Here is a 25,639-nt window from a genome sequence, read left to right on the forward strand (position 1 = left end):
AAGGAGTAAACATGAAACTTACGATTCACGAAGTTGCGCGTGCCGTCGGTGCAAAAAATGATGTGACAAGCTATGCGGACAGCCCACTAGTCAAGGCAGAGTTTGATAGTCGTTTGATTGGACCTGGAGACTTGTTTGTGCCTCTAAAGGGAGCGCGTGATGGTCATGACTTTATCGAGACGGCTTTTGAAAATGGCGCAGCTTTAACCTTGTCAGAGAAGGAAGTAGAAGGTCATCCCTATATTCTAGTAGATGATGTATTAACAGCCTTTCAAACTCTCGCAGCCTATTACCTTCAAAAAACAGGAGTAGATGTTTTTGCTGTTACAGGTTCGAACGGTAAGACAACGACCAAGGATATGTTGGCCCATTTGCTTTCTACAAGCTATAAAACCTACAAAACGCAAGGAAATTATAATAACGAGATTGGATTACCTTATACAGTTCTTCATATGCCAGATGATACTGAAAAGCTGGTCTTGGAAATGGGGCAGGATCACTTAGGAGATATCCATCTCTTATCTGAACTAGCTCATCCAAAGACAGCTATCGTGACCTTGGTCGGAGAAGCTCATTTGGCCTTCTTCGAGGACCGTTCTGAAATTGCCAAAGGGAAATTGCAAATCGCTGATGGGATGGAAAAGGGTGCCTTGCTTTTAGCACCAGCTGATCCAATTGTAGAGGATTATCTACCTACTGAGCAAAAAGTGGTTCGTTTTGGTCCGGGTGCAGAACTCGAGATTACAGACTTAATTGAGCGTAAGGATAGCTTAACCTTCAAGGCAAATTTTTTGGAAAAATCCCTGGATTTACCAGTAACTGGCAAGTACAATGCGACCAATGCTATGATTGCTTCTTACGTTACCTTGCAAGAAGGAGTGTCTGAGGAGCAGATAGGTCAAGCCTTCCATAATCTAGAGTTGACCCGAAATCGTACCGAGTGGAAAAAGGCTGCCAACGGTGCAGATATCTTATCAGATGTCTATAATGCCAACCCAACAGCCATGAAGTTGATTTTAGAAACTTTCTCTGCTATCCCAGCTAATGAAGGTGGCAAAAAAATAGCAGTTCTGGCGGATATGAAGGAACTTGGCGACCAGTCTGTCCAACTCCATAATCAAATGATTTTGAGCCTTTCCCCAGATGTCCTTGATACCGTTATTTTCTACGGAGAAGATATTGCGGAATTAAGCCAGCTGGCTAGTCAAATGTTTCCAATCGGCCACGTTTTCTACTTCAAGAAAACAGCTGACGAGGACCAATTTGAAGACCTAGTCAAGCAGGTTAAGGAAAGCCTTGGAGCCAATGACCAAATTTTACTTAAAGGTTCCAACTCTATGAATCTAGCTAAGCTAGTAGAAAGTCTAGAAAATGAGCACAACTGATTTTGCTAAGGCTCTGCAGAGAATGTTAGCCATCACTGATACTGGTTTGACCTATACAAAGGACACTTTTGACCGTGAACGTTATGAGGATTTACGTCAGATTTTATCGAACGTATTGCAGGAGACTACGGATCTTAATCAAGAGGAATTGACTGCGATCTTAAAACCAACAGCTAGCTATGCAACTCCCTTGATGGATGTAAGGGCTTGGATTATTCAAGACCAGAAGATTTGTTTGGTTAGAGGACAAGGAGAGGATACTTGGGCATTACCTGGTGGCTTTGGTGAAGTAGGCTATTCCCCTAAGGAAAATATTCGAAAAGAAGTTCAGGAAGAAACAGGCTTTTTTGCAGAAGTAGGCTCTTTATTGGCTATTTTTGATACCAATCGCTTTCAAATGCAGAGTAAGCAGTATGCCAAGTTTGTATTTGATTGTCGACTATTGGATGGGGACTTTCAAGAAAATCAAGAAGTTGCTGAATTAGGATTTTTTGACATTTCGGCTCTCCCTCCCTTATCTGAAAAAAGAATAACCAAGGAACAAATGGAGATTCTATGGCAGGTCTATAAGGGTGAGCGGGAACAATATATCGATTAGAAGCTTTGTTTTATCTTAAGGCCACTAGCTTCTTTGGAACACAAAAATATTAGAAATAAATGTAAGCTATGATCTATGGAGATAAGTAAGAGGTGGCTTATATGAAAATGAGGAAAATTATATGAATGTTTGGGATGCTTTATTTACCACCCAGGCTACGGAGCCACCCCAATTTGGATTTACTTGGTACGCAAGCACATTTGCCTTACTGTTTTTGACAATTTATCTTGCTTACCGCTATCGTGATAATAAGGTTTGTCAACGATTTTTCCAGATAATACAGGCAATACAGTTAATCGCGCTTTACAGCTGGTATTGGATCAACCAGTTCCCGCTGTCAGAAAGCTTGCCTTTTTATCATTGCCGATTAGCCATGTTTGTAGTTCTACTACTACCAGGTGTTTCAAAAACCAAACAGTATTTTGCTTTGCTTGGAACCTTTGGGACGATTGCAGCTTTTGTTTATCCAATCCCAGACGCTTACTCTTTCCCACACATCGTTATTTTGTCCTTTATTTTCGGACATCTAGCCCTTCTTGGAAATTCCTTGATTTATCTTTTAAACAACTACGATGCTCGTCTCTTGGATTTCAAAGGTATTCTTATACTGACCTCTTTACTTAATGGTTTGATTTTTATAGTCAATTTATTGACGGGTGGAGATTACGGTTTTATGACAAAACCACCATTGGTGGGAGACCACGGTCTTGTGGTTAATTATATCATTGTCACTCTATTTTTGGCTTGTGCTATTTTCCTCTTCTCTAAAGGTTTTCAGGTCATCACTCAGGAGAAGGCAGAAAGAAGATTGAAAATCTGGCAGAAATAAAAAATATTTTCCCAACCGCTTGACTTTTATCTGAGAATTTTGATACAATAGTAGGCGGTATTGTTTACCCCATTTGTAAGGCCCCGGAACCTTTCAAATACCCCGCGGACCGGAACATCCGCCCTGTAAACAAAAACGATATTCATATAGGAGAAATCATGAACAAAACTACATTCATGGCTAAACCAGGCCAAGTAGAACGCAAATGGTACGTTGTTGACGCAACTGATGTACCTCTTGGACGCCTTTCAGCAGTTGTTGCTAGCGTACTTCGCGGAAAAAACAAACCAACATTCACACCACACACTGATACAGGTGACTTCGTAATCGTTATCAATGCTGAAAAAGTTAAATTGACTGGTAAAAAAGCAACTGATAAGATCTACTACACTCACTCAAACCACCCAGGTGGATTGAAACAAATCTCTGCTGGTGAACTTCGTTCTAAAAACGCAGTTCGTTTGATCGAAAAATCAGTTAAAGGTATGCTTCCACACAATACTCTTGGCCGCGCTCAAGGTATGAAATTGAAAGTATTCGCTGGAGCTGAGCACACTCACGCTGCACAACAACCAGAAGTTCTTGATATTTCAGGACTTATCTAAGGAAAGGAACAATAAAGTATGTCACAAGCACAATATGCAGGTACTGGACGTCGTAAAAACGCTGTTGCACGCGTTCGCCTTGTTCCAGGAACTGGTAAAATCACTGTTAACAAAAAAGATGTTGAAGAGTACATCCCACACGCTGACCTTCGTCTTGTCATCAACCAACCATTCGCAGTTACTTCAACTGTAGGTTCATACGACGTTTTCGTTAACGTTGTAGGTGGTGGATACGCTGGTCAAGCAGGAGCTATCCGTCACGGTATCGCTCGTGCCCTTCTTCAAGTAGACCCAGACTTCCGCGATTCATTGAAACGTGCAGGACTTCTTACACGTGACTCACGTAAAGTTGAGCGTAAGAAACCAGGTCTTAAGAAAGCTCGTAAAGCATCACAATTTAGTAAACGTTAATTCGAAAGAATTACTATACTTACAAAGAGCACCTTTCGGGGTGTTCTTTTTTATGCTTTCATACTAAATTGGTGCAATTGACACAGTTGTTGCGACTTTAGTCGCTTACAAATGTGGCTGCAACCTGACAAAGTCAGTTGCCTCAAAACGTTAATCAATACGATTATATCAACGTTTCAAAGCACTCACAGGTTTGCCCTATGGGTGCTTTTTTCTGTGCTTTCTACGAGAATTTGCCCTAAAATTTGCCCTAAATTTGCACTATTCATTTTTAATGTGTTGATAGGCGACATGTCCAGCAGATAGGGGAACAATGTTTGAAGTATTGACATAAGTCTTGGTTGTAATCGTATCACTATGGGTTAATGCTTCTGAGATAGCTTCTAAGCTCATTCCTGCTTGTTTAGCGAGCGTTGCTCCCGTATGACGTAGTTTGTGTGGCGTAGCATGTGTAAGCTCTGGATGACGACGCTTAACAGATTTCATCTTGTTGTTAAGATAATCAGCATGGAGACAACTGTTTACATTTCCCTTTGTATCAATGTACGTAAACACATACTGTTCTGGAGTCTGGATAATATTGAATTTAGCCAGTTCAATTTTTTGTTGTTTTTTCCATTCCTGAAGCAAGTCAGTTAACTCATTAGGAATTCGAAAAGTTGTCTTCTTGTTTCCTTTGGTAGACTTTGGATTTTTGTATTTATCTAAAGCTTGGACTAACTGAATTTCTTGTTCCTTTGTATTAATATGCTTCCATTGCAAAGCGTAGCTCTTTGATTTTCTATCTCCCAAAAAGAAGGTAGTATAGAATAAAACATAGTCTTTGAATAGAATTTTTTCAGTATCTAAATCTTTTTCAAAAGCTGTAAGCCATGCTTGAAGTTCTTCTTGAGATAGAGATAAATCTTCATCTTTTTTTGATTCCTGTAGCTTGATTTTCTTAGTGGCTTTGATACGGCTTATCGTTTTTGATAGGCGATTAGTTTCGATATACTCTAATTCTTCTGCCCAGTCAAAGATAGAGTTAACATAGCTCCTGATAACTTTGAAATTTGCATATTCTTCAGCCTTTTGAGTCAATAGATTTAGTACAACTTGTTTATTTTAATTAAGAAAGTCTATTGAATAATTCCCAAGTAAGGGTAAGATGTGTTTCCTAAAAGCAATTTCTGTTCCAACTATAGTTGCTTGAGATGGTGGTTTAGTAGCAGAAGTAGTTTGACCTGCTTTGTAAGATTCCGACCAAATGTTTTGATAAAAGTATGATGGTTTTGGCCGTAAAGTCGGTGCTTCGAATGGAGAAGGTGGAACCTATAGTTACACTTATGATGGTGTTGGAAACCAGCTTTCCGTGACTGATGCAGAAGGACACGCTACTAGCTATACATATGATAGCAAGGGTCGTTTTCTAACAGAAACCAATGCTTCAGGTCAAACGACTACCGTTACTCGTGATGCACTAGGTCGGATTGTCACTCGGACCAATGAAGCAGGTAATAGTAGCAGCTTGACTTACGATGATAGAAACAATGCCGTTAAAACTATCACAGATGCTTTAGGTCAAGTTACTCAAAATACTTATGACGCAGCAGGAAAACTAACCTCAGTTTCTTACCCAATCGGTACAAAGGCAGAGACTACTTATGATATCATGGGGCGTGTGCTCTCTTACACCGATGAAGCAGGTCAGACAGTGACCTACACCTATGACAGTGTTGGTAATAAACTCAGTGAAACCAAAGAGAAAAAGACGACCAGCTACACCTATGATGCTGCAGGAAATGTGACAGGTGTTACCTACCCAGATGGTAGCAGTGTTTCATATGTGTTGGATGCGATGGGAAATATTCTGTCCATGACAGACGCCCTTGGAAAAGAAACGACTTATGAATATAGTAAGGCAGGGCGCCTGATCGCAACGACCAATGCCTTGGGTTACCGCACCAGCATGACCTATGATGCTAATGGCAATCAAAATAGTCTTACAGATGCGGCAGGCTATACTGCTAGCACGACTTATACAGGCCAAAATCAAGTTTCCAGTATTACAGATGGTTTAGGCAATGTCACTAAGATGGGCTACAACCAGATGGAACAGTTGACAGAGTTGACAGATGCCTTGGGTGGCAAGACCCAGTACACCTATAATGAACTGGGCTATCCGATTCAGGTTACCGATGCCAATGGCAATGTCACTAAGATGAACTATACCTCAACGGCTCAACTGGAAGAAGTGACTCTCCCAGACGGAACTACCGTAAAGCAGGAATACGATGCCCTTGATCGTCTCATCAAGCAAACGCATTCTAGCGGTTTGGTAACAGAGTATAACTACGATGCCGCCAACCGAGTAGTGAACAAAAAAGATAATCAGGATCTCAATGAGTCCTACACCTACGATAAGGCAGGAAATCGCCTCACTTTAACAAATAGCTTGGGTGAGGTCACCCAATACAGCTATAATAGCGACAACCAACTGACTAAAGTGGTCTACGCAGATAAGACTAGCGAAACCTTCACCTATGATGTCATGGGCAATGTCGTAAGCTCAACCGACCAAGAAGGTAAGACTAAGACCTATCACTATGATCAAAATGGCAATCTAGTTAAGACCGTTGATCATTTAAAACGTGAAACCAAGTATAGCTACGATGCCCTCAACCGAGTAGTGACAGAGTCGGATGCTGATGGCAATACCTCCACTTACGAATATGATGTCCTTGGCAACCTATCTAAAATGACCGATGCCAATGGCCATTCAAGTAGCTATGGCTATGATGCTAATAAGAAATTGGTACTCTATACGGATCCAAATGGTCAAGCGACAGCCTTTAAGTACGACCCATTAGGACGAATCATCGAAACAGTAGCTCCGACAGGAAGCAAGCAAAGCTTCAGCTATGATGCTTTGGGAAATCGTTTGAGCGAAACAAGTGGCGAAGGTCATACAACGACCTACAGCTATGACAGTATGAACCGTGTCAGCAGCAAGAAACGTCCAACAGGTGGAGTGACTCAGTATGCCTATGACGCTACAGGTAGCTTGGCAAAAGAAACAGATGCCAACGGTCATAGCACCAACTATGTCAATGACCTTTATGGCCGTGTGACCAAACGCACTCTGCCAAATGAGGCGGCTTATACCTATGCCTATGATGCTTTGGGACGTCTCACCAAGCAAACAGGTCCACAGGGGCTATCAAAAACCTATAGCTATGATGTGTCTGGAAACTTGGTGAAAGAGACAGACCAATCCGATCGAAGCAATCACTATAGCTATGACAAGGTTGGTCGTCTCTTAACGGCTAAGAACGCCCTTGACCTTGAAACCAAGTATAGCTACGATGAAGCGGGGAATCTAGCTAAACTGACCAAACCGTCCGGTGCTACAACCACCTTTGACTATACGACCCTCGATCAACTAAAAACGATCAAAACGCCAACTGGTCGAACAGTGGAGTCAAGCTATGACCCAGTCGGTCAAGTGACCAAACGAACTATCAATGGTAAACGCGAAACGACCTATACCTATGATCCGAATGGCAATCTCCTTGAGGAGACGAATCCTCTCGGTCAAGTAACCAAGCGGACCTATGATAGCCTCAATCGCCTCACCTCAGAAAGCGATGCGGCAGGCCAGTGGACTAAGTATGGCTATGACCACGATAACCATCTCACGAAAATCACAGATGAAGCTGGTGGCGTCGCAAGTATGACCTATGATGCCAATGGCAACCTCACCAGTGTCACATCCGGAAGCAAGCGTGTCAAGACCTACACCTATGACCTAAAGGATCAGTTGCTTACAGCGACACAAGGAAGTGGAGAGAAGGCTTCCACCTCTAGCTATACCTACGACAGTGTGGGCAATGTCACTTCGGTCACGAATGGAAATGGCAAGGTCACAAGCTACAGCTATGATCAGCTTTCCAATCTAGTGGAGCGCTTGACTAGTCTCGGAGATAAGGAGACCTATACCTATAATGTCAATAACCAGCTCGAAAAAGTAACCAAGTCCGATGGGAAAACCATCAGCTATGACTACAACAAGCTGGATCAACTGCTCAAGGTGGAGTACTCTGAAAAGCAAGAGGGTCAAGTCCTCTATACCTATGATGCGGATGGCCGTCGGGTGTCTATGAGTGATCTGACAGGAACTAGTCAGTACGCGACCAACGAAGAAGGCGAGATCACGGGTGTTCGTCAGGGAGATGGTAGCCTGATTCAGTACGAGTATGATGCCTATGGCAATATCTCGAAGATGATTTACCCAGATGGTAGCACAGTTTCTTATACTTACGATGAACTGGATCGCCTGACTTCCGTGACAGATGTCAAGGGACAAAAGACCAGCTATAGCTATAACCAAGCAGGGGATCTGACGGAAGTTAATCGAGGAGATGGAACCAAGAGCTTCTTGACCTATGACAAGGCTCACCGTCTCACCGAACTCCGTCACATGGATAAGCAGGACAAACTCATCTCTAGCTACGGCTATGAGTATGATGATGGAGGCTATATCGCTAAGGAAACCATTAAGCAGGATGGCGAAACCCTAGTCCATACCTATACCTACGATACTCTGGGTCAAGTGGAAAACATGACGGTATCGGATGGAGCTGGTAAGGAGCTCTCTAAACTCTCCTACACCTATGACCTAGCGGGCAATAAACTGACCAGCACCGAGACAGTTGATGGCAAGGAGAGCCAGACACAATTTACCTACGATGATCATAACCGCTTGACCAAACTAGAAGGTCCAGATGGTACCATCACCTATACCTACGACAAGAATGGCAATCGTATCGCTTCTGAGAAGAATTCAGAGAAGCTAGACTACATCTACGACACAGAGAACCGCCTGCTTGCGATTAAGGACAAGAAGGGTCTTCTCATGGCTGCACTCTATGATGGGGATGACAATCGTGTCTTCACTGCTAGTCGCAAGGAAGGCAAGAACACTTATCAACTCTTCCAACGCAAGCCAAAGGATACCAAGTCAGGTCGTAAGTCTCCATACACAGCCCCAAGTGGAGAAGAAAACTCCCTCTTCTGGTATGGTTTTAGCCAGAATGTCCTCCAAGCCCTGTCTGCTCTACCACAGACGATAGGAAGCATCTGGCACAGCATCTTTGACGATGTGTCGACAGCCTACCATCAGAAAGTGGCTAAGGATCGAGCGACCAAGGAAGGAATCGTGGTCAACCCACCAGAACTCGGGAACTTACCGGGACAGGGAGAAGTGACCTATGCCAGTCAGGTTCAGGATGTCCTGATCCCTTATACCACACGAGAGGATACCTACAACTACTACGAGGAACGCAACTATGTCAACGATGTCAATCGTGAACATACAGAAGTTCTTGAAACCTATGACCATGATGGCAAGGCTCGTGAGACCTATAGCTATGGTCAGGGTCGAGCTAGCTACCTCAACAACCAAACAGGTGACAGCTACAACTACTTGACTAACCAGTCAGGCTCTGTGACAGGCTTGACCAAGGATGGACAAGCCGTCGCATCAAGCAGCTATAACCTCTATGGCGCAAGAAAGACAAGCACAGACACGACAGGTCAGCCATTTGCCTATAACGGCGAAGCTCGTGACGATACTGGACTTGACTATTTACGCGCAAGGTATTATGATAGTCAGGGAGGTGCTTTCTTAACTGAGGATAGCTATCCAGGCGAGGACACAGATCCTCTCAGCCAGAACCTCTACAGCTATGTGCAGAACAACCCGGTTAACTATACCGACCCGAGTGGGCACTTCTGGAACAGTATCAAAAAAGGCTGGAACTATGTTAAGTCAGGTCTTAATTGGGCTGGCAGACAAATTAGTAGAGGCGTTAGTTGGGCTGGCAGACAAATTAGTAGAGGCGTTAATTGGGTTGGCAGACAGATTGATAGAGGCGTTAATTGGGTTGGCAGACAGATTGATAGAGGCATTAACTGGATTGGTAGACAGGTTGATAGAGGTGTTAATTGGGTTGGCAGACGGTGGAATAAGGTTCAAACAGCCTACAATAGTGCAGTCGATTATGTTCAAACGAAATACCAGCAAGCACAAGCTCGTATTCAAGAACTACGCTATCAGGCAATTCGTACTGCCTATGCGCTAGCAACAGGTATCAAATCTTCCCCAACCATCCGAGAAGGCAAGAATCTTCTTCGTAACTGGAATCCGGCTCTACTGAACACATTGAAGCATGTCTGTGATCCAAAAACAACTGGTGCCTCCGATAAGGGAGAAAATAAGGCCAACTCGGTTGATGATTACAGTGTTTCAGCATACGAGTTTAAGCAAAATCTTAAAAAACAATATGATTTTGATGAAGAAACTTCAGAATTATTGTGGAAATTATATAAAAATATTGAGAAAAAAGAAGGTAGAAATGCAGATTATGTCTATAATCGTTTAGTAGGTGGAATTATTTATAACGATGAGAATGCACAATGGAACGATTCTGTATTAGAATACTTGAAGGATATTGTTAAATGGAATGGAACTGCTGGACCAGGTTCAACAGGTGGAGCTAAACCCCATCACACCATAGAAGAACAAATGAACCGCTTCGGATTGTCTGGAGAGGAATATAAGATAATACAAGCTAGGATAAATGAACAACATAATAAAGCCAATACTGTGGGTGAGACTGTTACAGATTTTGCCCATCAAAGTATTACTACTGCAACTAATTTATACGATAACAAAAATCGTCTTGCGAATTTTGAAGGGCTTAGAAAAGGATACTGGGGCAATAGTCACCAACATACTAATGACCTATCTGGTTGGCTAGGAGATGTGACAATTGGTAATCCTCCAAGTATGAATATACCTGATTATAAGGCAGACCTTGATGCAGTTAATATTATATCTATCATGAAAAATCAGAGAATATCCTATGTTGCAGCTACTAATCAATATTATGATCAACTTTCTACTAATAGCTCTTCAAGGGAATCTGAATTTTTAAAGAATATGGGTGGAATGGAGTATGTTAAAAAACAAATTTATAAAGAGACAGGAATCAATCATCAGAATGATACCCAAGCAATGGAGATGTTAAAAGAGAAGAATAATGTTGCTTATCAGTTTATCCAAGATTTAAGTAAGGAAACAGGTAGATGAAAAAAATTTTAAAAATCGTACTCATAATTTTATTAGTTTTTCTAACTTTGTTTGGTCTATATCGTGTCTATCAAAAGAATTATTATAAGGGAGTGTATGAATCTTTAAGTAATGTTTTTCTAGAGATGAACTATGCAGAAACCCATAGTGGTATCTTACCTGGCCTCGCTGATTTTAGTAAAGCCGTTGACGGAGGTGAATCATATCGCGATAAGGATATTATAGTTGGTATGAGTTTTGAAGCAGGCTTATCTGAAGGTGAAACTATATTAGTGTATGTAGGTATTGAAGAAACATTTCTAATTGAGTATAGGCGGACGTTACCTGACGGTAGATATCTTTTTATTGACTATGATTATAGCGATAAAATACTCAAACAAACTATTGAAATTTCGGAATCTGATCAATCATTAGCTTACGGGTTAATTGGTTATAATATAGAAGTGAAGAGTGGAAAAGAATCTGATTTAGAGCTACATTTAAAAAGTTCCTATAGTTTTAGCTCGACTAAAGGCTTACCAAATTTTCAGATAACAAATCCAAACGAAGTGCTAGAGTATTTAAAGCCTTATGGGATTGATGAAGCTTGGATTAAAGAAAAATCCCACTTCATGCTCTATGATGTCGTTCTAGAACGCTGGTTTAAAAATGGTAGTCAACGTTACTCAGTTGACAATCTTGGGGATGTAGAGATTGTGCCACTAAGTTTTTCTGAATAGATTAATTGATTTTTAGGCTCTCAGTATTTAGTTGCTCTATATTGAACGGCTATCTTCTGTTGTGATAGAAACAAGAAAAAACTCTCGGGGAAGGATTTCTTCGAGAGTTTTATGCCCACCTATGACCTAAAGGATCAGTTGCTTACAGCGACACAAGGAAGTGGAGAGAAGGCTTCCACCTCTAGCTATACCTACGACAGTGTGGGCAATGTCACTTCGGTCACGAATGGAAATGGCAAGGTCACAAGCTACAGCTATGATCAGCTTTCCAATCTAGTGGAGCGCTTGACTAGTCTCGGAGATAAGGAGACCTATACCTATAATGTCAATAACCAGCTCGAAAAAGTAACCAAGTCCGATGGGAAAACCATCAGCTATGACTACAACAAGCTGGATCAACTGCTCAAGGTGGAGTACTCTGAAAAGCAAGAGGGTCAAGTCCTCTATACCTATGATGCGGATGGCCGTCGGGTGTCTATGAGTGATCTGACAGGAACTAGTCAGTACGCGACCAACGAAGAAGGCGAGATCACGGGTGTTCGTCAGGGAGATGGTAGCCTGATTCAGTACGAGTATGATGCCTATGGCAATATCTCGAAGATGATTTACCCAGATGGTAGCACAGTTTCTTATACTTACGATGAACTGGATCGCCTGACTTCCGTGACAGATGTCAAGGGACAAAAGACCAGCTATAGCTATAACCAAGCAGGGGATCTGACGGAAGTTAATCGAGGAGATGGAACCAAGAGCTTCTTGACCTATGACAAGGCTCACCGTCTCACCGAACTCCGTCACATGGATAAGCAGGACAAACTCATCTCTAGCTACGGCTATGAGTATGATGATGGAGGCTATATCGCTAAGGAAACCATTAAGCAGGATGGCGAAACCCTAGTCCATACCTATACCTACGATACTCTGGGTCAAGTGGAAAACATGACGGTATCGGATGGAGCTGGTAAGGAGCTCTCTAAACTCTCCTACACCTATGACCTAGCGGGCAATAAACTGACCAGCACCGAGACAGTTGATGGCAAGGAGAGCCAGACACAATTTACCTACGATGATCATAACCGCTTGACCAAACTAGAAGGTCCAGATGGTACCATCACCTATACCTACGACAAGAATGGCAATCGTATCGCTTCTGAGAAGAATTCAGAGAAGCTAGACTACATCTACGACACAGAGAACCGCCTGCTTGCGATTAAGGACAAGAAGGGTCTTCTCATGGCTGCACTCTATGATGGGGATGACAATCGTGTCTTCACTGCTAGTCGCAAGGAAGGCAAGAACACTTATCAACTCTTCCAACGCAAGCCAAAGGATACCAAGTCAGGTCGTAAGTCTCCATACACAGCCCCAAGTGGAGAAGAAAACTCCCTCTTCTGGTATGGTTTTAGCCAGAATGTCCTCCAAGCCCTGTCTGCTCTACCACAGACGATAGGAAGCATCTGGCACAGCATCTTTGACGATGTGTCGACAGCCTACCATCAGAAAGTGGCTAAGGATCGAGCGACCAAGGAAGGAATCGTGGTCAACCCACCAGAACTCGGGAACTTACCGGGACAGGGAGAAGTGACCTATGCCAGTCAGGTTCAGGATGTCCTGATCCCTTATACCACACGAGAGGATACCTACAACTACTACGAGGAACGCAACTATGTCAACGATGTCAATCGTGAACATACAGAAGTTCTTGAAACCTATGACCATGATGGCAAGGCTCGTGAGACCTATAGCTATGGTCAGGGTCGAGCTAGCTACCTCAACAACCAAACAGGTGACAGCTACAACTACTTGACTAACCAGTCAGGCTCTGTGACAGGCTTGACCAAGGATGGACAAGCCGTCGCATCAAGCAGCTATAACCTCTATGGCGCAAGAAAGACAAGCACAGACACGACAGGTCAGCCATTTGCCTATAACGGCGAAGCTCGTGACGATACTGGACTTGACTATTTACGCGCAAGGTATTATGATAGTCAGGGAGGTGCTTTCTTAACTGAGGATAGCTATCCAGGCGAGGACACAGATCCTCTCAGCCAGAACCTCTACAGCTATGTGCAGAACAACCCTGTCAACTATACAGACCCGAGTGGGCATTTCTGGAACAATATCAAAAAAGGCTGGAACTATGTTAAAAAGAAGGCCTCTAATGCTTGGAATGGTGTAAAACGGGTCGCTTCTAATACCTGGAATACGGTGAAACGAGTGGCCTCAAACACCTGGAATAGTGTGAAGAGTTTCGCCTCCAAAGCTTGGAATGTGACCAAGAGTGCCTTTAATCACGCGACTAACTGGATCAGCACCCAATTCAATCGCGCATCGAATTGGGTTGGCAGACAGTGGAATAAGGTTCAAACGGCCTACAATAGTGCCGGTGACTATGTACAAACGAAATACCAGCAAGCGGCAGCACAGATAGAGGCTAGGCGCCAACAAGTGGTTCAATCTGCCTATGCGCTGGCAACAGGTAGGAGTTCTTCCCCTACCATCCGAGAAGGCATGAATCTCCTTCGAAACTGGGGAACAGCCTTGCAGAACACCTTAAAACATGTCTGTACAACAGCTGAACGAGTCAAGAGTCAAGTCGTTGATTTCGTGAAAAATGTCGACTGGAAGAAGGTTGCCGTAACTGCGGCAGCTATCGGTGTCGGTATTGCTCTTACCGTAGCGACTGGAGGTCTTGGAGCCCCCGTAGCGATGGCTATCGGTGGTGCAGCCTCTGGAGCAATCATCTCAGGATATGATGCCTATAGTTCTGGCCAACGTGGTTGGGAATTGGTTGGTTCGATCGCTAAAGGAGCAGGAACAGGTGCTATCTCAGGTCTTATTGGCGGTCAATTGGTGGGAGCAGGAGCTAGTCTAGCAACCAATGTGACCCAAAGTATTAGCAATCAAGCAGTTCGACAAGTTGCCAAGATTGGAGTGGAATCAGCGGTTGAGACTGCGATTGACACAGGTATTGATCTGGCCACAGGAAATAAGATTACTGGTCAAACAGTCGCCATGAACTTTGCCTTTAACACTTTTACCAACGGAGGAGGTAGTGTATCTCCTAAGAAGGCTCCTAAGGCTGATGTGGTGACGACGAAGCCGAAATCAGGGGATGTCGAAGTCCTTGATGTGGGGTATAAGCATCATCGATCATTGAAAGATGTCACTCCACCAGCAGAAGCTTCACAGAAATTGTTAGATGGGCCAAGGGCTGGTACGTCAAGTCTTGAAGTATTGAAAGAAAATACTCAGGTGGGAACTTATAAAAATCAAACGAAGTCTTTAAAAGGAACTGATTATCAGGCTCACCATGTTAATCAAGCGGCTATGATGAAGAAAACTGCTCCAAATTATAGTTATAATGATGGTGTGACTGTTCCGCTAATTGGCAACATAAGAAAAGATATTGGTAGTCCTCATTACAACGCCCATGCTACTATGGAAGAATTTTATAATCAGTATAGGAAGGGGGGCTCTAAATATGGTGATATCCCTACTATTTCTGATTACAATGATGCAACGACTAAATCATTAAAAGATGCAGGCTTGACAGATTCTCAAGTTGGTGAAGTTATGTCTGCTACTAGAGCTGAACAAAGTTATTATGGATTGAATAGTGATTCAGAAATAATTTTACCAGGTAGAATGCCGTTACCTAAAAAGAAATGAGGTTTTTCTAAATGAAAGAAAAATATATGGATATGAAGTATATTATTGAATGTTTTAGTAAAAGAAATATTGAATTCCCATTTAAGATAGAAATATTAGACAGTACTGAAGGATTGCTAAGTATAGAGTCTAGTGAATGGGAAGAGCTTGTTTGGGAATTTCGAAGTGAATTTTTACTTAAGAACAAAGGTGAAGTTAGAACTGGAATAGGAAAAATTTGGAATGAAAATTCGGCCTATTTTCGTAAATCTATTGACCCTATATTAAAAGAATACCTACAGAGAAATTTTTTGCCACAGACATGCATAGATTCGATTTTATTTGATTTAAGTACTCTTAGAAACTATAAATTATTGCAAGACGATTTCGGGATAGAGTCTGCATTTCATGATGATTTACTTTTAATTTATGAGGGAGGGTACATTCCAGTTGGTTACCAAGGCAATTATCCAGAGGGGCACTTTAAGGTGATGAAAATTGTGTAGGACAATAGATAGATTACATTAAAAACGATTTGAACTCCCCCAAAAATTAGACAGAAAATCTAAATTTTTGGGGGGCTTTTGAAATCAAAATATATTTTAGTCTCACTGAACTCCGCCATATGGGCAAGCAGGATAAGCTCATCTCTAGCTACGACTATGAGTATGACGATGGAGGCTATATCTCCTCCGAAACTGGGGAACAGCCTTGCAGAATACCTTAAAACATGTCTGTACAACAGCTGAACGAGTTAAGAATCAAGTCGTTGATTTCGTGAAAAATGTCGACTGGAAGAAGGTTGCCGTAACTGCGGCAGCTATCGGTGGTGTAGCCTCTGGAGCAATCATCTCAGGATATGATGCCTATAGTTCTGGCCAACGTGGTTGGGAATTGGTTGGTTCGATCGCTAAAGGAGCAGGAACAGGTGCTATCTCAGGTCTTATTGGCGGCCAATTTGTGGGAGCAGGAGCTAGTCTAGCAACAAATGTGACCCAAAGTATTAGCAATCAAGCAGTTCGACAAGTTGCCAAGATTGGAGTGGAATCAGCGGTTGAGACTGCGATTGACACAGGTATTGATTTGGCCACAGGAAATAAGATTACTGGTCAAACAGTCGCCATGAACTTTGCCTTTAACACCTTTACCAACGGAGCAGGTAGTGTGTCTCCTAAGAAGGCTCCTAAGGCTGATGTGGTGACGACGAAGCCTACGGGCGGACGTATACCAATGACAGTAGATAATCTCCAAATGTTTGCGGAGAAGTCTGGTGCCTCAGTATCTAAAGCACGATATGGGAAAAGTAAATTATCTGCTGCAGAATATAAAAAATTAAGAGATAATACTCCAACACCCAATCTTCGGATGAGAGTGAATGAAGGGATTAGTCTGCCGATGAATGATTTTGCAATACCAGAAAATGTCATTACCAAGAAACTAGAAGCTGATCATATAGTCCCAATGAAAAAAATTGTTACTATGGAGGGATTTGATAAGTTATCATCGGAGCAACAACTTTCTGTGTTGAATTTTGAAGAGAATTTTATAGGATTAAGTAAATCAGCAAATACTTCAAAAGGAGCAAAATCTTATAGCGATTGGACGATGTATAAAAAAACTAATACACCGATAAATCCAATTTTTAGGGAAGAAATGATAAGAAAAGAAGCAATCTTAGAAGGGAAACCTCAGAGTATGATAGATAATTTTATCTATGATAAATAAATTGGAGGTAGTTTATGAATGAAAAATTAAATTTTTTAAAGAAATATGTACCAGCTGGAGAGATGGTCGAGATTTTATCTAATTTTGAAAATCTGTCCAATCATACTATTCCACAATATTGGCGCGATGCATTTCAAACATCAGATTTTTCTAAAAGAAAACAAATAATTTTTGAGGAATGGAAAAAATATTTAGGAGTTGAACTCAGCAATACGATCTCATATCTAGAGGAATTTTCAGAAGATATAGATCTTATCAAAATTGGAAGCAATTATTCATTGCTTTATTCCATTAGAACGTATCAAAGCAATAGCTTGGTTTTTTATGAGGGGAAAATGCCGATTTTGGAGCAACATTTTATTGATCATTTTAAGCAGTCAGATATAGAATTAGATGAGAGTATTATTCAGTTTTATACAAAAGTTCATGCAGGTTTTAATGACTATACGAGTAAAAGTATGGGATTAGACGATTTAGATATGATTGAACCAATAGCCGATTATGATTGGGAATTTGAGGATCAGTTAACAGATGATATTTCCTGTTATTACAATTTTTTTAGTAATGGTATGGGAAAGTATCTCGTTTTAGATTTGTCTAAACCAATAGATGAAGGAGGTATATTTTGGTCAAAGGATGAATTGCCAGAATATCCGATCCCTTTTTGGGATTATGTTGATGAATGGATAATCATCGGTTTAGATTTTTGATGACGTAGGATTATGAGTTAAATTAATCTAAAATCTCTTGAAGAATTTCTTCAGGAGATTTTACTTATGGCTTACTATAAAGTTTACTTCTAGCTGACTATATTGATACCAGCATCGCTTCTGAGAAGAACTCAGAGAAGTTAGACTACATCTACGATACAGAGAATCGCTTGCTTGCGATCAAGGACAAGAAGGGTCTTCTCATGGCTGCGCTCTATGATGGAGATGATAACCGTGTCTTCACTGCCAGTCGCAAGGAAGGCAAGAACACCTATCAGCTCTTCCAACGCAAGCCAAAGGATACCAATTCAGGTCGTAAGTTTCCATACACAGCCCCAAGTGGAGAAGAAAACTCCCTCTTCTGGTATGGTTTTAGCCAGAATGTTCTCCAAGCCCTGTCTGCTCTACCGCAAACGATAGGCAGCATCTGGCACAGCATCTTTGACGATGTGTCTAGAGCCTATCACCAGAAAGTGGCTAAGGATCGAGCAACCAAGGAGGGAATTGTCGTCAACCCACCAGAACTTGGAAACTTACCGGGTCAGGGAGAAGTAACCTATGCCAGTCAGGTTCAGGATGTCCTGATCCCTTATACCACACGAGAGGATACCTACAACTACTACGAGGAACGCAACTATGTCAACGATGTCAATCGTGAACATACAGAAGTCCTCGAAACCTATGATCATGATGGCAAGGCTCGTGAGACCTATAGCTATGGTCAGGGTCGAGTTAGCTACCTCAACAACCAAACAGGTGACAGCTACAACTACTTGACTAACCAGTCAGGCTCTGTGACAGGCTTGACCAAGGATGGACAAGCCGTCGCATCAAGCAGCTATAACCTCTATGGGGCAAGCAAGGTAAGCACAGACACAACAGGAAATCCCTTTGCCTATAATGGCCAAGCCCACCTTTCATGTTTAAGAGAAGATTACCAAGAACTAGCCAACTTGCTCTATCAGATAGCAGAAGCGGACCGTCGTTTTAAAGATTTATATGTAAATAAGCAAGTCTAGGGGCGCTCCTAACTTTTATAAAATGGTAAGTAAAAGCGGTTTTTCGTAAAATGAAGAACTGCTTTTTGATTATGGTATAATGAAGTGAGGAAATAGCATATCCAACTTAAAAATGAAGGGAGAACTCCTATGCCTAGACCAAGAACGAAAGAGGAATTAGTCTTAGCCTCTAAAGAAAACTATGAAAAGCTCAATCACTTTATATCTAAATTAAGTGAAGAGGAACTACAGACTCCTTTTGATTTTTCAAAAGACCAAAAGAAAAAAGAAGCTCACTGGAAAAGAGATAAAAATCTAAGAGATGTTCTGATCCATCTCTATGAATGGCATCAGTTACTTTTGACCTGGGTCCATTTCAATCAAAAGGGTCATGAAAGACCTTTTCTCCCTGAACCTTATAATTGGAAAACTTATGGGGAAATGAATGTCGCTTTTTGGAAGAAGCACCAGAGAACTTCCTTAGAAGAAGCGACCAAACTCCTCAATCAATCGCATAAAGAGGTTTTAGAGTTGATGGAAGGCTTCAGCAATGACGAATTGTTCACAAAAGGTGTCTATAAGTGGACGGGAGGAACAAGTCTAGGCTCCTACTTTGTGAGTGCCACTTCCAGTCACTATGATTGGGCTCTGAAAAAACTCAAAGCTCATCAGAGAAATTGTAGAATAGCTAGTTGAAGTGCTATTGAAATTCACCAAAGGTTCTTCTAAGCTTCGAATAGCTTCATTCTCGTGATTTTTGAACAATTCTAGCTTTAGAATCCTTTAAAAATTAAAATTTAAGGCCTTCATAGACTTAGAATAGACCTAAAACATTTATTTTGATGTAATTCTAAGTTTAAAATTGCATCGATATTAAAGGAATTGAACTGCTCGATGCTTAGAATGCCTTGATTCTGAGAAATCTTGACTAGAAAATGATTCGAATGGCTTTTTTCTGATATAGGATGATAGATAGATGGGTGAGATGATGAACATGCAAAAAGAGAAAGTTAGAAAAGAGTTGGTGTCCCTCTGTTTGGGAGAGTTCACAGCTGTCCTATCCTTTTGGTTTTGTTTTCTCCTTTTGAAAAATCGGCTTACTGATTGGAATAGTCTAGTAACCATTCTCTATTCTTTGTCTTTACTGACATTTATATTGCTTCAAGGTTCAATCTACTGGGCGATTTTGATTAGAAGACTGTCGAATCCCCAGTTTGGCAGTAGAAGTGTCCCCAAATTATATGGTAGTTTCAGAATACTAGACCTTGTTTTACTTATTTCAGGCTTTCCTTTTATTGTCTGGAATACCCAGAGTTTCCAAGTGGCTATCTTAGCAACACTGATACAACTTTTTGCCCTAATCGAATGGATCAATTATTTCCTCCTACGCCTATCTTATAGTTTGAACCCACTTGTTTTATGGAAACGAATTACCAAGGGAAAACTTGAAAAGAGCAGAATAGCCAAGGAGTTGGGGTAGGGGGCTATCATTATTTTGATTTCAAATATAGCAGAAAGGTTATATGTAAGTATTTAGAGGAAAAGAATTTGGATGAAAAAAATTTTAAAAATTCTAGTCATAACGATATTAGTTTTTCTAACTTTGTTTGGTCTATATCGTGTCTATCAAAGGTATTATTATAAAGGAGTGTATGAATCTTTAAGTAATGTCTTTTTAGAGATGAACTATGCAGAAACCCATAGTGGTATCTTACCTGGCCTCGCTGATTTTAGTAAAGCTGTTGACGGAAGTCAGTCGTTTAGAGATTCAGACTGGATAATTCCCATAGAACTTGATGCAGACTTGTCTGAAAATGAAAGTTTAAAAGTGATTGTAGGTTTTGAAGAATCTTTTATTATTGAATACCAGCAACTATTATCTGATGGGAGATATCTTTATATAAAATATGACTACAATGATAAGAAACTCAACCAATCGGTCGAAATCTCAGATTCTAAATGGTCGGTAGCGTATGACTTGGCTAGTTACAATATACTCCATAAGGATGAGGGGAAACTAGATTTGGAGGCATATAAAGAATTATCACGTCAGTCGAAAACAGGGGATTCGATACCTAATTTTTACCTAACAAATCCCAACGAAGTACTAGAGTATTTAAAACCTCATGGGATTGATGAAGCTTGGATTAAAGAAAAATCTCACTTCATGCTTTATGATGTTGTTCTGGCACGTTGGTTTAAAAATGGTAGTCAACGTTACTCAGTTGACAATCTTGGGGATGTAGAGATTGTGCCACTAAGTTTTTCTGAATAGATTAACCGATTTTTAGGCTCTCAGTATTTAGTTGCTCTATATTGAATGAACGGCTATCTTCTGTTGTGCTAGAAACCTACAAAAACTCTCGAGGAAGGATTTCTTCGAGAGTTTTATGTTTCACCTATGACTTAAAGAAACAGTTGCTTACAGCGGCCAAGGAAGGGGGGATAAGGCTTCCGCTTGACCAACCAGTCAGGCTCTGTGTCAGGCTTGACAAAGGATAGACAAACCGTCGCATCAACTAGCTATCATCTTTATGGGGCAAGAAAGACAAGTACAGACACAACAGGCAATCCCTTTGCCTATAACGGAGAAGTCCGCGACGATACTGGGCTTGACTATTCAGGATAGGGCTACCTCTATGAAGGTAGCCCTATTTTTTTGACTGTGAATGAATCGAAGCGATGGGATTACACAGACTTAGAATTTCTTTTTGCTTTGACTGAGATACATGAGTATAGATTTGTGTGACTGAGATAGAACTATGTCCAAGAATTTGTTGAATGTAGCGAATATCTACATCACTATCTAGAAGCATTGTTGCGAAACTATGTCTAAACATATGGGGAGTAATAGGTGTAGTTAAGTTATGTTGTTTAACAAGAGTATTTAGAATTAAACGTACACTTTGCTCTGACAATGGTTTGAGAGAATATTTTCCAGGGAATAGGTAGTCACTGGGTTGAAAGCAGTAATTATTTATATATGTTTCTAGTAAGCTAAATGTTATTTGATCTCCTAAAAATAGGATACGTTCTTTCTTACCTTTTCCCATAATATGGAGAGTCTTATTTGAAAGATTAATATTTTTGAGATGAATATGACAAAGTTCGGAAACCCTAATACCAGTTGAAAGTAATAAGGAAATGATTAGCAAATTTCTTTCAGCTTTTTGTTTTTGATATTTAGTTTTTGAATAGGCAACTTTCTGTTCTAGATGTGAAAAAATACTTTTCAAAATATCATAAGGAATTGTTTTAGGTAATATTTTTTCCGTTCTAAATTGAAAACGTAATTGATTAAAAGGATTCTCATCAATTATATCTTGAAATTTCAAATAGCTATAAAAAACCTTCAAACTTGCGATTTTTCGCCGTAGAGTATTTGATTTTATATTTGATTTTGTTAAAAATTCAATATATGATTCAACATTGTCATAGTTTGAATTGTAAAATTGCAAAAGATCATTTTTGTAAGCTCGAATTGTATGTAAACTCAAGCGTTTATGAGTTTTGCAGTAGTCTAAAAAAGTAGAAATAAGTTTATAATCCATGAATAACTCCTTTATCAATAATCAGGCTATTATAAACTTATTTTGATGCTTTGTATAGTGATAATAAATAGTTATCATTAGGAGATTTATAAAATTGAATATTTGGCAATATCTAAAACCCAAAAATGATAAAACTTTTGAAGTATTAGCACTAAAATATGTTGAAAAAGTTTATCCCAGTGAGAGAAATTGGTCCCCAACAAAAGAAACTCGTGATGGAAATAGAGATGCGCAGGTCGTCTTTTTTATAGAAGACGGCCAATTTATTAGATGGTGGATGGAAGCAAAATATACCTCCAAAGAAAAACTATCTCGGTATCGTCTTGATGCGACTATTGTCACTTCTATCTTACAAAAAAATGTTAAAAAATATTTCTTTGTTACTAATTCGAATATTTCTACTGAGAATATTATTAATATAAAAACTGCAATTGCCGAAATTTCTCCCGAAGCGGTTGTACATTTTATAACTAAAACAAATCTAGAAAGTTGGTTAAAACGTAATCCCAAATATATCAAAGAATTTTTTTCTTCTAATATCTCAGAAAAAGATATTGATATATCAGAAATTGAAACTACTTCAACTAGATTTGTTGAAGTGACCACGATAAATTCCTATGCCATTCGAAACCCCGATTTTTCAGTAGATTACCTGTCGTACAATACACGCTATCGATTGTCCTTTTCATTTTTTTCTGACAATGATGACATAATAGAAATTTTACCTAACAATATAGGAAAATATCCCTGGAGAATTGTTAGTACATCTTCTCTTAAGGAGATTCCGGTAAATGCTGGTGAAAATCATATTCAAATAGAATTTCAAATAGTTCCTGACGATAGGTATGATGCTTCACCCAATGGTAGCCAGAATAATTCTTTTATTTACGAAAAAAATCAAGACAGTTATTCTATCTATCATTTTTTCGATTTATGTAAGAAATCTAATAATACCAAAATTTCAATTCTTAGTCCTAAGTATTTTACTTTAATAAAAAATACTGTTATGAAACCTATTTATATAAAATCACAAGAGAATGTCAGACAGAAATTGGAAGAATATTGTAAAACAACTAGGAATCATACTAAAATTACTCAGATTTTTTCAATTATTTCTCCCTATAAATATGGAAAAAGCTATCTAGTCAAAAATTATTTTTCATCACCTACTATTCAGCAATTCCCCAAAATATTTATATCATTTTCATCGGATGATGTCTACAATTTGGAAAATTTAGTTCAGCTAGTGCATTTTATTTTGTTTCCGTTGCTACACGATCTGGTCATCAAAGAAGATTATCCAACTCCTCTCAGTAGTTCCTTAAAATCATTTATACAACAGTATCAAGCTAAAAATTACGAAGCACTTTTTAGATATTTTCAATTAGACATTCTAACGGACTTTTTTCAGCAATTTAAGGAAACTCAATTCTTTAAATTAGTTATTGTAGAAAACTTTCAATTTTTATCAAACGAATACAAAGAATTTTTTGAACATATAATTCAAGCTTGCTATAATGAAGATTACAATATTTTCTTTGTCGTTACTTCAACAAATCCATTAACTTTTCCAAAAGATGTCATTCACATATCAGAAGCATTATCCCTGGACGGAATAAACCCAATCTATGAACCATTAAAAGAATCCATTAAGAATATAAAACAATTACAGGACTTAAATACTTTTCCTATCTTAAAACTCGAACCCGCTAAACTATTAATTCATTTCAGTAGCAACGAGAATATTAAAAGTTTTGAAGATTTAAGCAAAGAGGAACTTGAAGTAGTAAAGTCTGTTTTCTTGAACTATAGTCTCCCACCAAATGATATTCAAATATATAGCGAAGCAACAATATCTTTATTGGAAAAAAAATTTCTAGGTTTTGACATCAACCAACAACTAGTGCCATTCTCTTCTAATTTATTAGAGGAGTTCTTGAACTGGATTATAGACAATGGGAATGAATTATTTATCTCTGAAAATATAAATTTCAATCATCCTCTCCAGGAAATATTTGTCTCCTTATTTATAGATAAGAATAGAGAAAAAAGTCAAAAAGCAATTGCTACGCTTCAACAATATTTTTCTCATCAAGAATACCATTCAATTTACTATCTCCTTCGCAAATTTAAAGGAGGAGACAACTACTTGAGGTTGTTCTATAGATTTCAAAATGATTATTATTTACTGCACTATTTTTTTGCAATGGCTAATGCAAATGTTGGACAAGATAGTAGTGGATATGCAGAATTTTTAAAACTTTTCAATATACTTGATGAAAAATTAAACTATAATAGTGAATCTGAAATTTTTTTAAATATTATATTAAATGTAGTCTATGAAATAATCAATAGTGATTATGAAAACTATCGCTTAGAACAATTTCGAAAACATAGCAAGAAGTTCCATAATTTGCTATCCTATCGTAATGTAAATCATGATCAAGTTCAGACAATTAAATCTAACCAAAAATTTTTGGAGGCTCTGATTAAAACAGAGAACACTTTATTACTAGATTGTAAGCTCTTAGAAGAATTTATGAACTATTCAAAAATAGATGAATATGGAAAAATTTACATCCAACGCCTTGCGAGAATCTTTTATTCAAGTAATATAACACTTGCCAAAGAAATTTTATTTAAAATTGAACCTATTTCAATTGATAAATATAATTATTTTTTAGAAATAGAGAAATTATTTATAAAATTTTTAGAGAATCCTAAGCAAGAACAGTTCTTAATTATCCTACAGAAAGTTAGTATCTTAAAAAAGGACCACCTTAACGACTATAAAAAGTATATTCTTGGATTGGTAGCCGGAGCTATCATTTTAGATGATCAAACAACTCTTAAGAACTTAATCAAAGAAATCTACGATTCGGGAAAACGTCCCTACAGAGCTCGTCAAAAACTATTTTTTGCTAACATATTTAATTATTTAGAATTAGTCCAAAATAATCAATATCTAGAAACTGAAAACAAATTGAGATTAATTGATAGTTCCCCTCTTCCTAATCATTATAAAAATATTAATTTACACAATCTTAAATTAAGTTGTTCACCAGCTCATGTTGAATTTTATTTGGGTGGTGAGCTGAAAGATAATACGTTTTATTTTGATCCTCGTTCAATATGGTAAGGGAGTCTAATTATTAATACAGTAAAGTAAAGTGATTACGTTCGAATACTCCGTAGACCTATTCTAGCGTAGTCATTGATAATTTTTAATATACCTAAATAAACAGATTTTATCATTTCAATTTTTAAATACAAAAATTACAATATATTTACAAAATACTTTCCTGATATTAGGATTAATTTAATA

Annotated in this window: 18 protein-coding genes and 1 pseudogene; 17 read left to right on the forward strand and 2 right to left on the reverse strand. The window is 39.2% G+C overall.

Going from position 1 to position 25,639, the window contains the following annotated elements:
- The first annotated feature begins 11 nt into the window (after positions 1-11).
- From NGI26_RS07850 to rpsI, 5 genes are all read left to right on the forward strand, one after another.
- On the forward strand, positions 12-1,385 hold the full coding sequence (locus NGI26_RS07850; protein WP_251938498.1) for a UDP-N-acetylmuramoyl-tripeptide--D-alanyl-D-alanine ligase: 1,374 nt from the start codon (positions 12-14) through the stop codon (positions 1,383-1,385).
- Entirely contained in the window at positions 1,372-1,983 is a 612-nt protein-coding gene (locus NGI26_RS07855; protein WP_251938500.1) for an NUDIX hydrolase, read from the forward strand. Before NGI26_RS07850 ends, NGI26_RS07855 begins: the two co-directional genes overlap by 14 nt.
- A gap of 121 nt (positions 1,984-2,104) precedes the next feature.
- Positions 2,105-2,812: a YwaF family protein gene (locus NGI26_RS07860; RefSeq protein WP_251938502.1), complete on the forward strand. Its 708-nt coding sequence runs from the start codon at positions 2,105-2,107 to the stop codon at positions 2,810-2,812.
- Positions 2,813-2,970: 158 nt separating this feature from the next.
- The gene (rplM, locus tag NGI26_RS07865) at positions 2,971-3,417 is read left to right on the forward strand and encodes a 50S ribosomal protein L13 (protein WP_251938504.1); all 447 of its coding nucleotides are present in this window, start codon (positions 2,971-2,973) and stop codon (positions 3,415-3,417) included.
- Positions 3,418-3,435: 18 nt separating this feature from the next.
- Complete coding sequence (rpsI, locus tag NGI26_RS07870) at positions 3,436-3,828, forward strand: 30S ribosomal protein S9 (protein WP_000075969.1); 393 nt, start codon at positions 3,436-3,438, stop codon at positions 3,826-3,828.
- A 261-nt stretch (positions 3,829-4,089) separates the two neighbouring features.
- Here the strand turns inward: rpsI and NGI26_RS07875 are convergent.
- Positions 4,090-5,094: pseudogene (locus tag NGI26_RS07875) on the reverse strand (site-specific integrase); the annotation flags it as partial.
- An 85-nt stretch (positions 5,095-5,179) separates the two neighbouring features.
- Here NGI26_RS07875 and NGI26_RS07880 point away from each other — a divergent pair.
- The 11 genes from NGI26_RS07880 (at position 5,180) to NGI26_RS07930 (ending at position 21,392) form a co-directional block, all read left to right on the forward strand.
- Positions 5,180-10,960, forward strand: coding sequence for an RHS repeat-associated core domain-containing protein (locus NGI26_RS07880; protein WP_251938507.1), 5,781 nt, complete (start codon positions 5,180-5,182; stop codon positions 10,958-10,960).
- Positions 10,957-11,679: a TipC family immunity protein gene (locus NGI26_RS07885; RefSeq protein WP_251938509.1), complete on the forward strand. Its 723-nt coding sequence runs from the start codon at positions 10,957-10,959 to the stop codon at positions 11,677-11,679. Before NGI26_RS07880 ends, NGI26_RS07885 begins: the two co-directional genes overlap by 4 nt.
- A 111-nt stretch (positions 11,680-11,790) precedes the next feature.
- Positions 11,791-15,351, forward strand: coding sequence for an RHS repeat-associated core domain-containing protein (locus tag NGI26_RS07890; RefSeq protein WP_251938511.1), 3,561 nt, complete (start codon positions 11,791-11,793; stop codon positions 15,349-15,351).
- Positions 15,352-15,362: 11 nt separating this feature from the next.
- Positions 15,363-15,836 carry a hypothetical protein gene (locus NGI26_RS07895; RefSeq protein WP_251938513.1) on the forward strand — a complete coding sequence of 158 codons (474 nt, stop codon included), beginning with the start codon at positions 15,363-15,365 and terminating at the stop codon, positions 15,834-15,836.
- 205 nt (positions 15,837-16,041) lie between these two features.
- Positions 16,042-17,055, forward strand: a complete 1,014-nt coding sequence (locus NGI26_RS07900) for a hypothetical protein (RefSeq protein ID WP_251938515.1) — start codon at positions 16,042-16,044, stop codon at positions 17,053-17,055.
- Between the two features lie 14 nt (positions 17,056-17,069).
- Positions 17,070-17,765, forward strand: coding sequence for a hypothetical protein (locus NGI26_RS07905; protein WP_049530714.1), 696 nt, complete (start codon positions 17,070-17,072; stop codon positions 17,763-17,765).
- Positions 17,766-17,935: 170 nt separating this feature from the next.
- Positions 17,936-18,784, forward strand: a complete 849-nt coding sequence (locus NGI26_RS09345) for a hypothetical protein (RefSeq protein WP_502961308.1) — start codon at positions 17,936-17,938, stop codon at positions 18,782-18,784.
- 129 nt (positions 18,785-18,913) lie between these two features.
- Complete coding sequence (locus tag NGI26_RS07915) at positions 18,914-19,459, forward strand: ClbS/DfsB family four-helix bundle protein (RefSeq protein ID WP_251938517.1); 546 nt, start codon at positions 18,914-18,916, stop codon at positions 19,457-19,459.
- A 280-nt stretch (positions 19,460-19,739) separates the two neighbouring features.
- Positions 19,740-20,243: a hypothetical protein gene (locus NGI26_RS07920; RefSeq protein ID WP_251938519.1), complete on the forward strand. Its 504-nt coding sequence runs from the start codon at positions 19,740-19,742 to the stop codon at positions 20,241-20,243.
- A gap of 72 nt (positions 20,244-20,315) precedes the next feature.
- A complete protein-coding gene (locus tag NGI26_RS07925) occupies positions 20,316-21,038 on the forward strand; it encodes a TipC family immunity protein (protein WP_251938521.1) in 723 nt (240 codons plus the stop codon).
- 183 nt (positions 21,039-21,221) lie between these two features.
- Entirely contained in the window at positions 21,222-21,392 is a 171-nt protein-coding gene (locus NGI26_RS07930) for a hypothetical protein (RefSeq protein ID WP_251938523.1), read from the forward strand.
- A gap of 22 nt (positions 21,393-21,414) precedes the next feature.
- On the opposite strand, the gene NGI26_RS07935 is transcribed toward NGI26_RS07930, so the two are convergent.
- On the reverse strand, positions 21,415-22,314 hold the full coding sequence (locus tag NGI26_RS07935; protein WP_251938524.1) for a tyrosine-type recombinase/integrase: 900 nt from the start codon (positions 22,312-22,314) through the stop codon (positions 21,415-21,417).
- A 94-nt stretch (positions 22,315-22,408) separates the two neighbouring features.
- On the opposite strand from NGI26_RS07935, the gene NGI26_RS07940 reads away from it, so the two are divergent.
- On the forward strand, positions 22,409-25,453 hold the full coding sequence (locus NGI26_RS07940; RefSeq protein ID WP_251938526.1) for a hypothetical protein: 3,045 nt from the start codon (positions 22,409-22,411) through the stop codon (positions 25,451-25,453).
- Positions 25,454-25,639: the final 186 nt, after the last annotated feature.

The organism is Streptococcus sp. Marseille-Q0941 (assembly GCF_943736975.1).
GTDB lineage: Bacteria > Bacillota > Bacilli > Lactobacillales > Streptococcaceae > Streptococcus.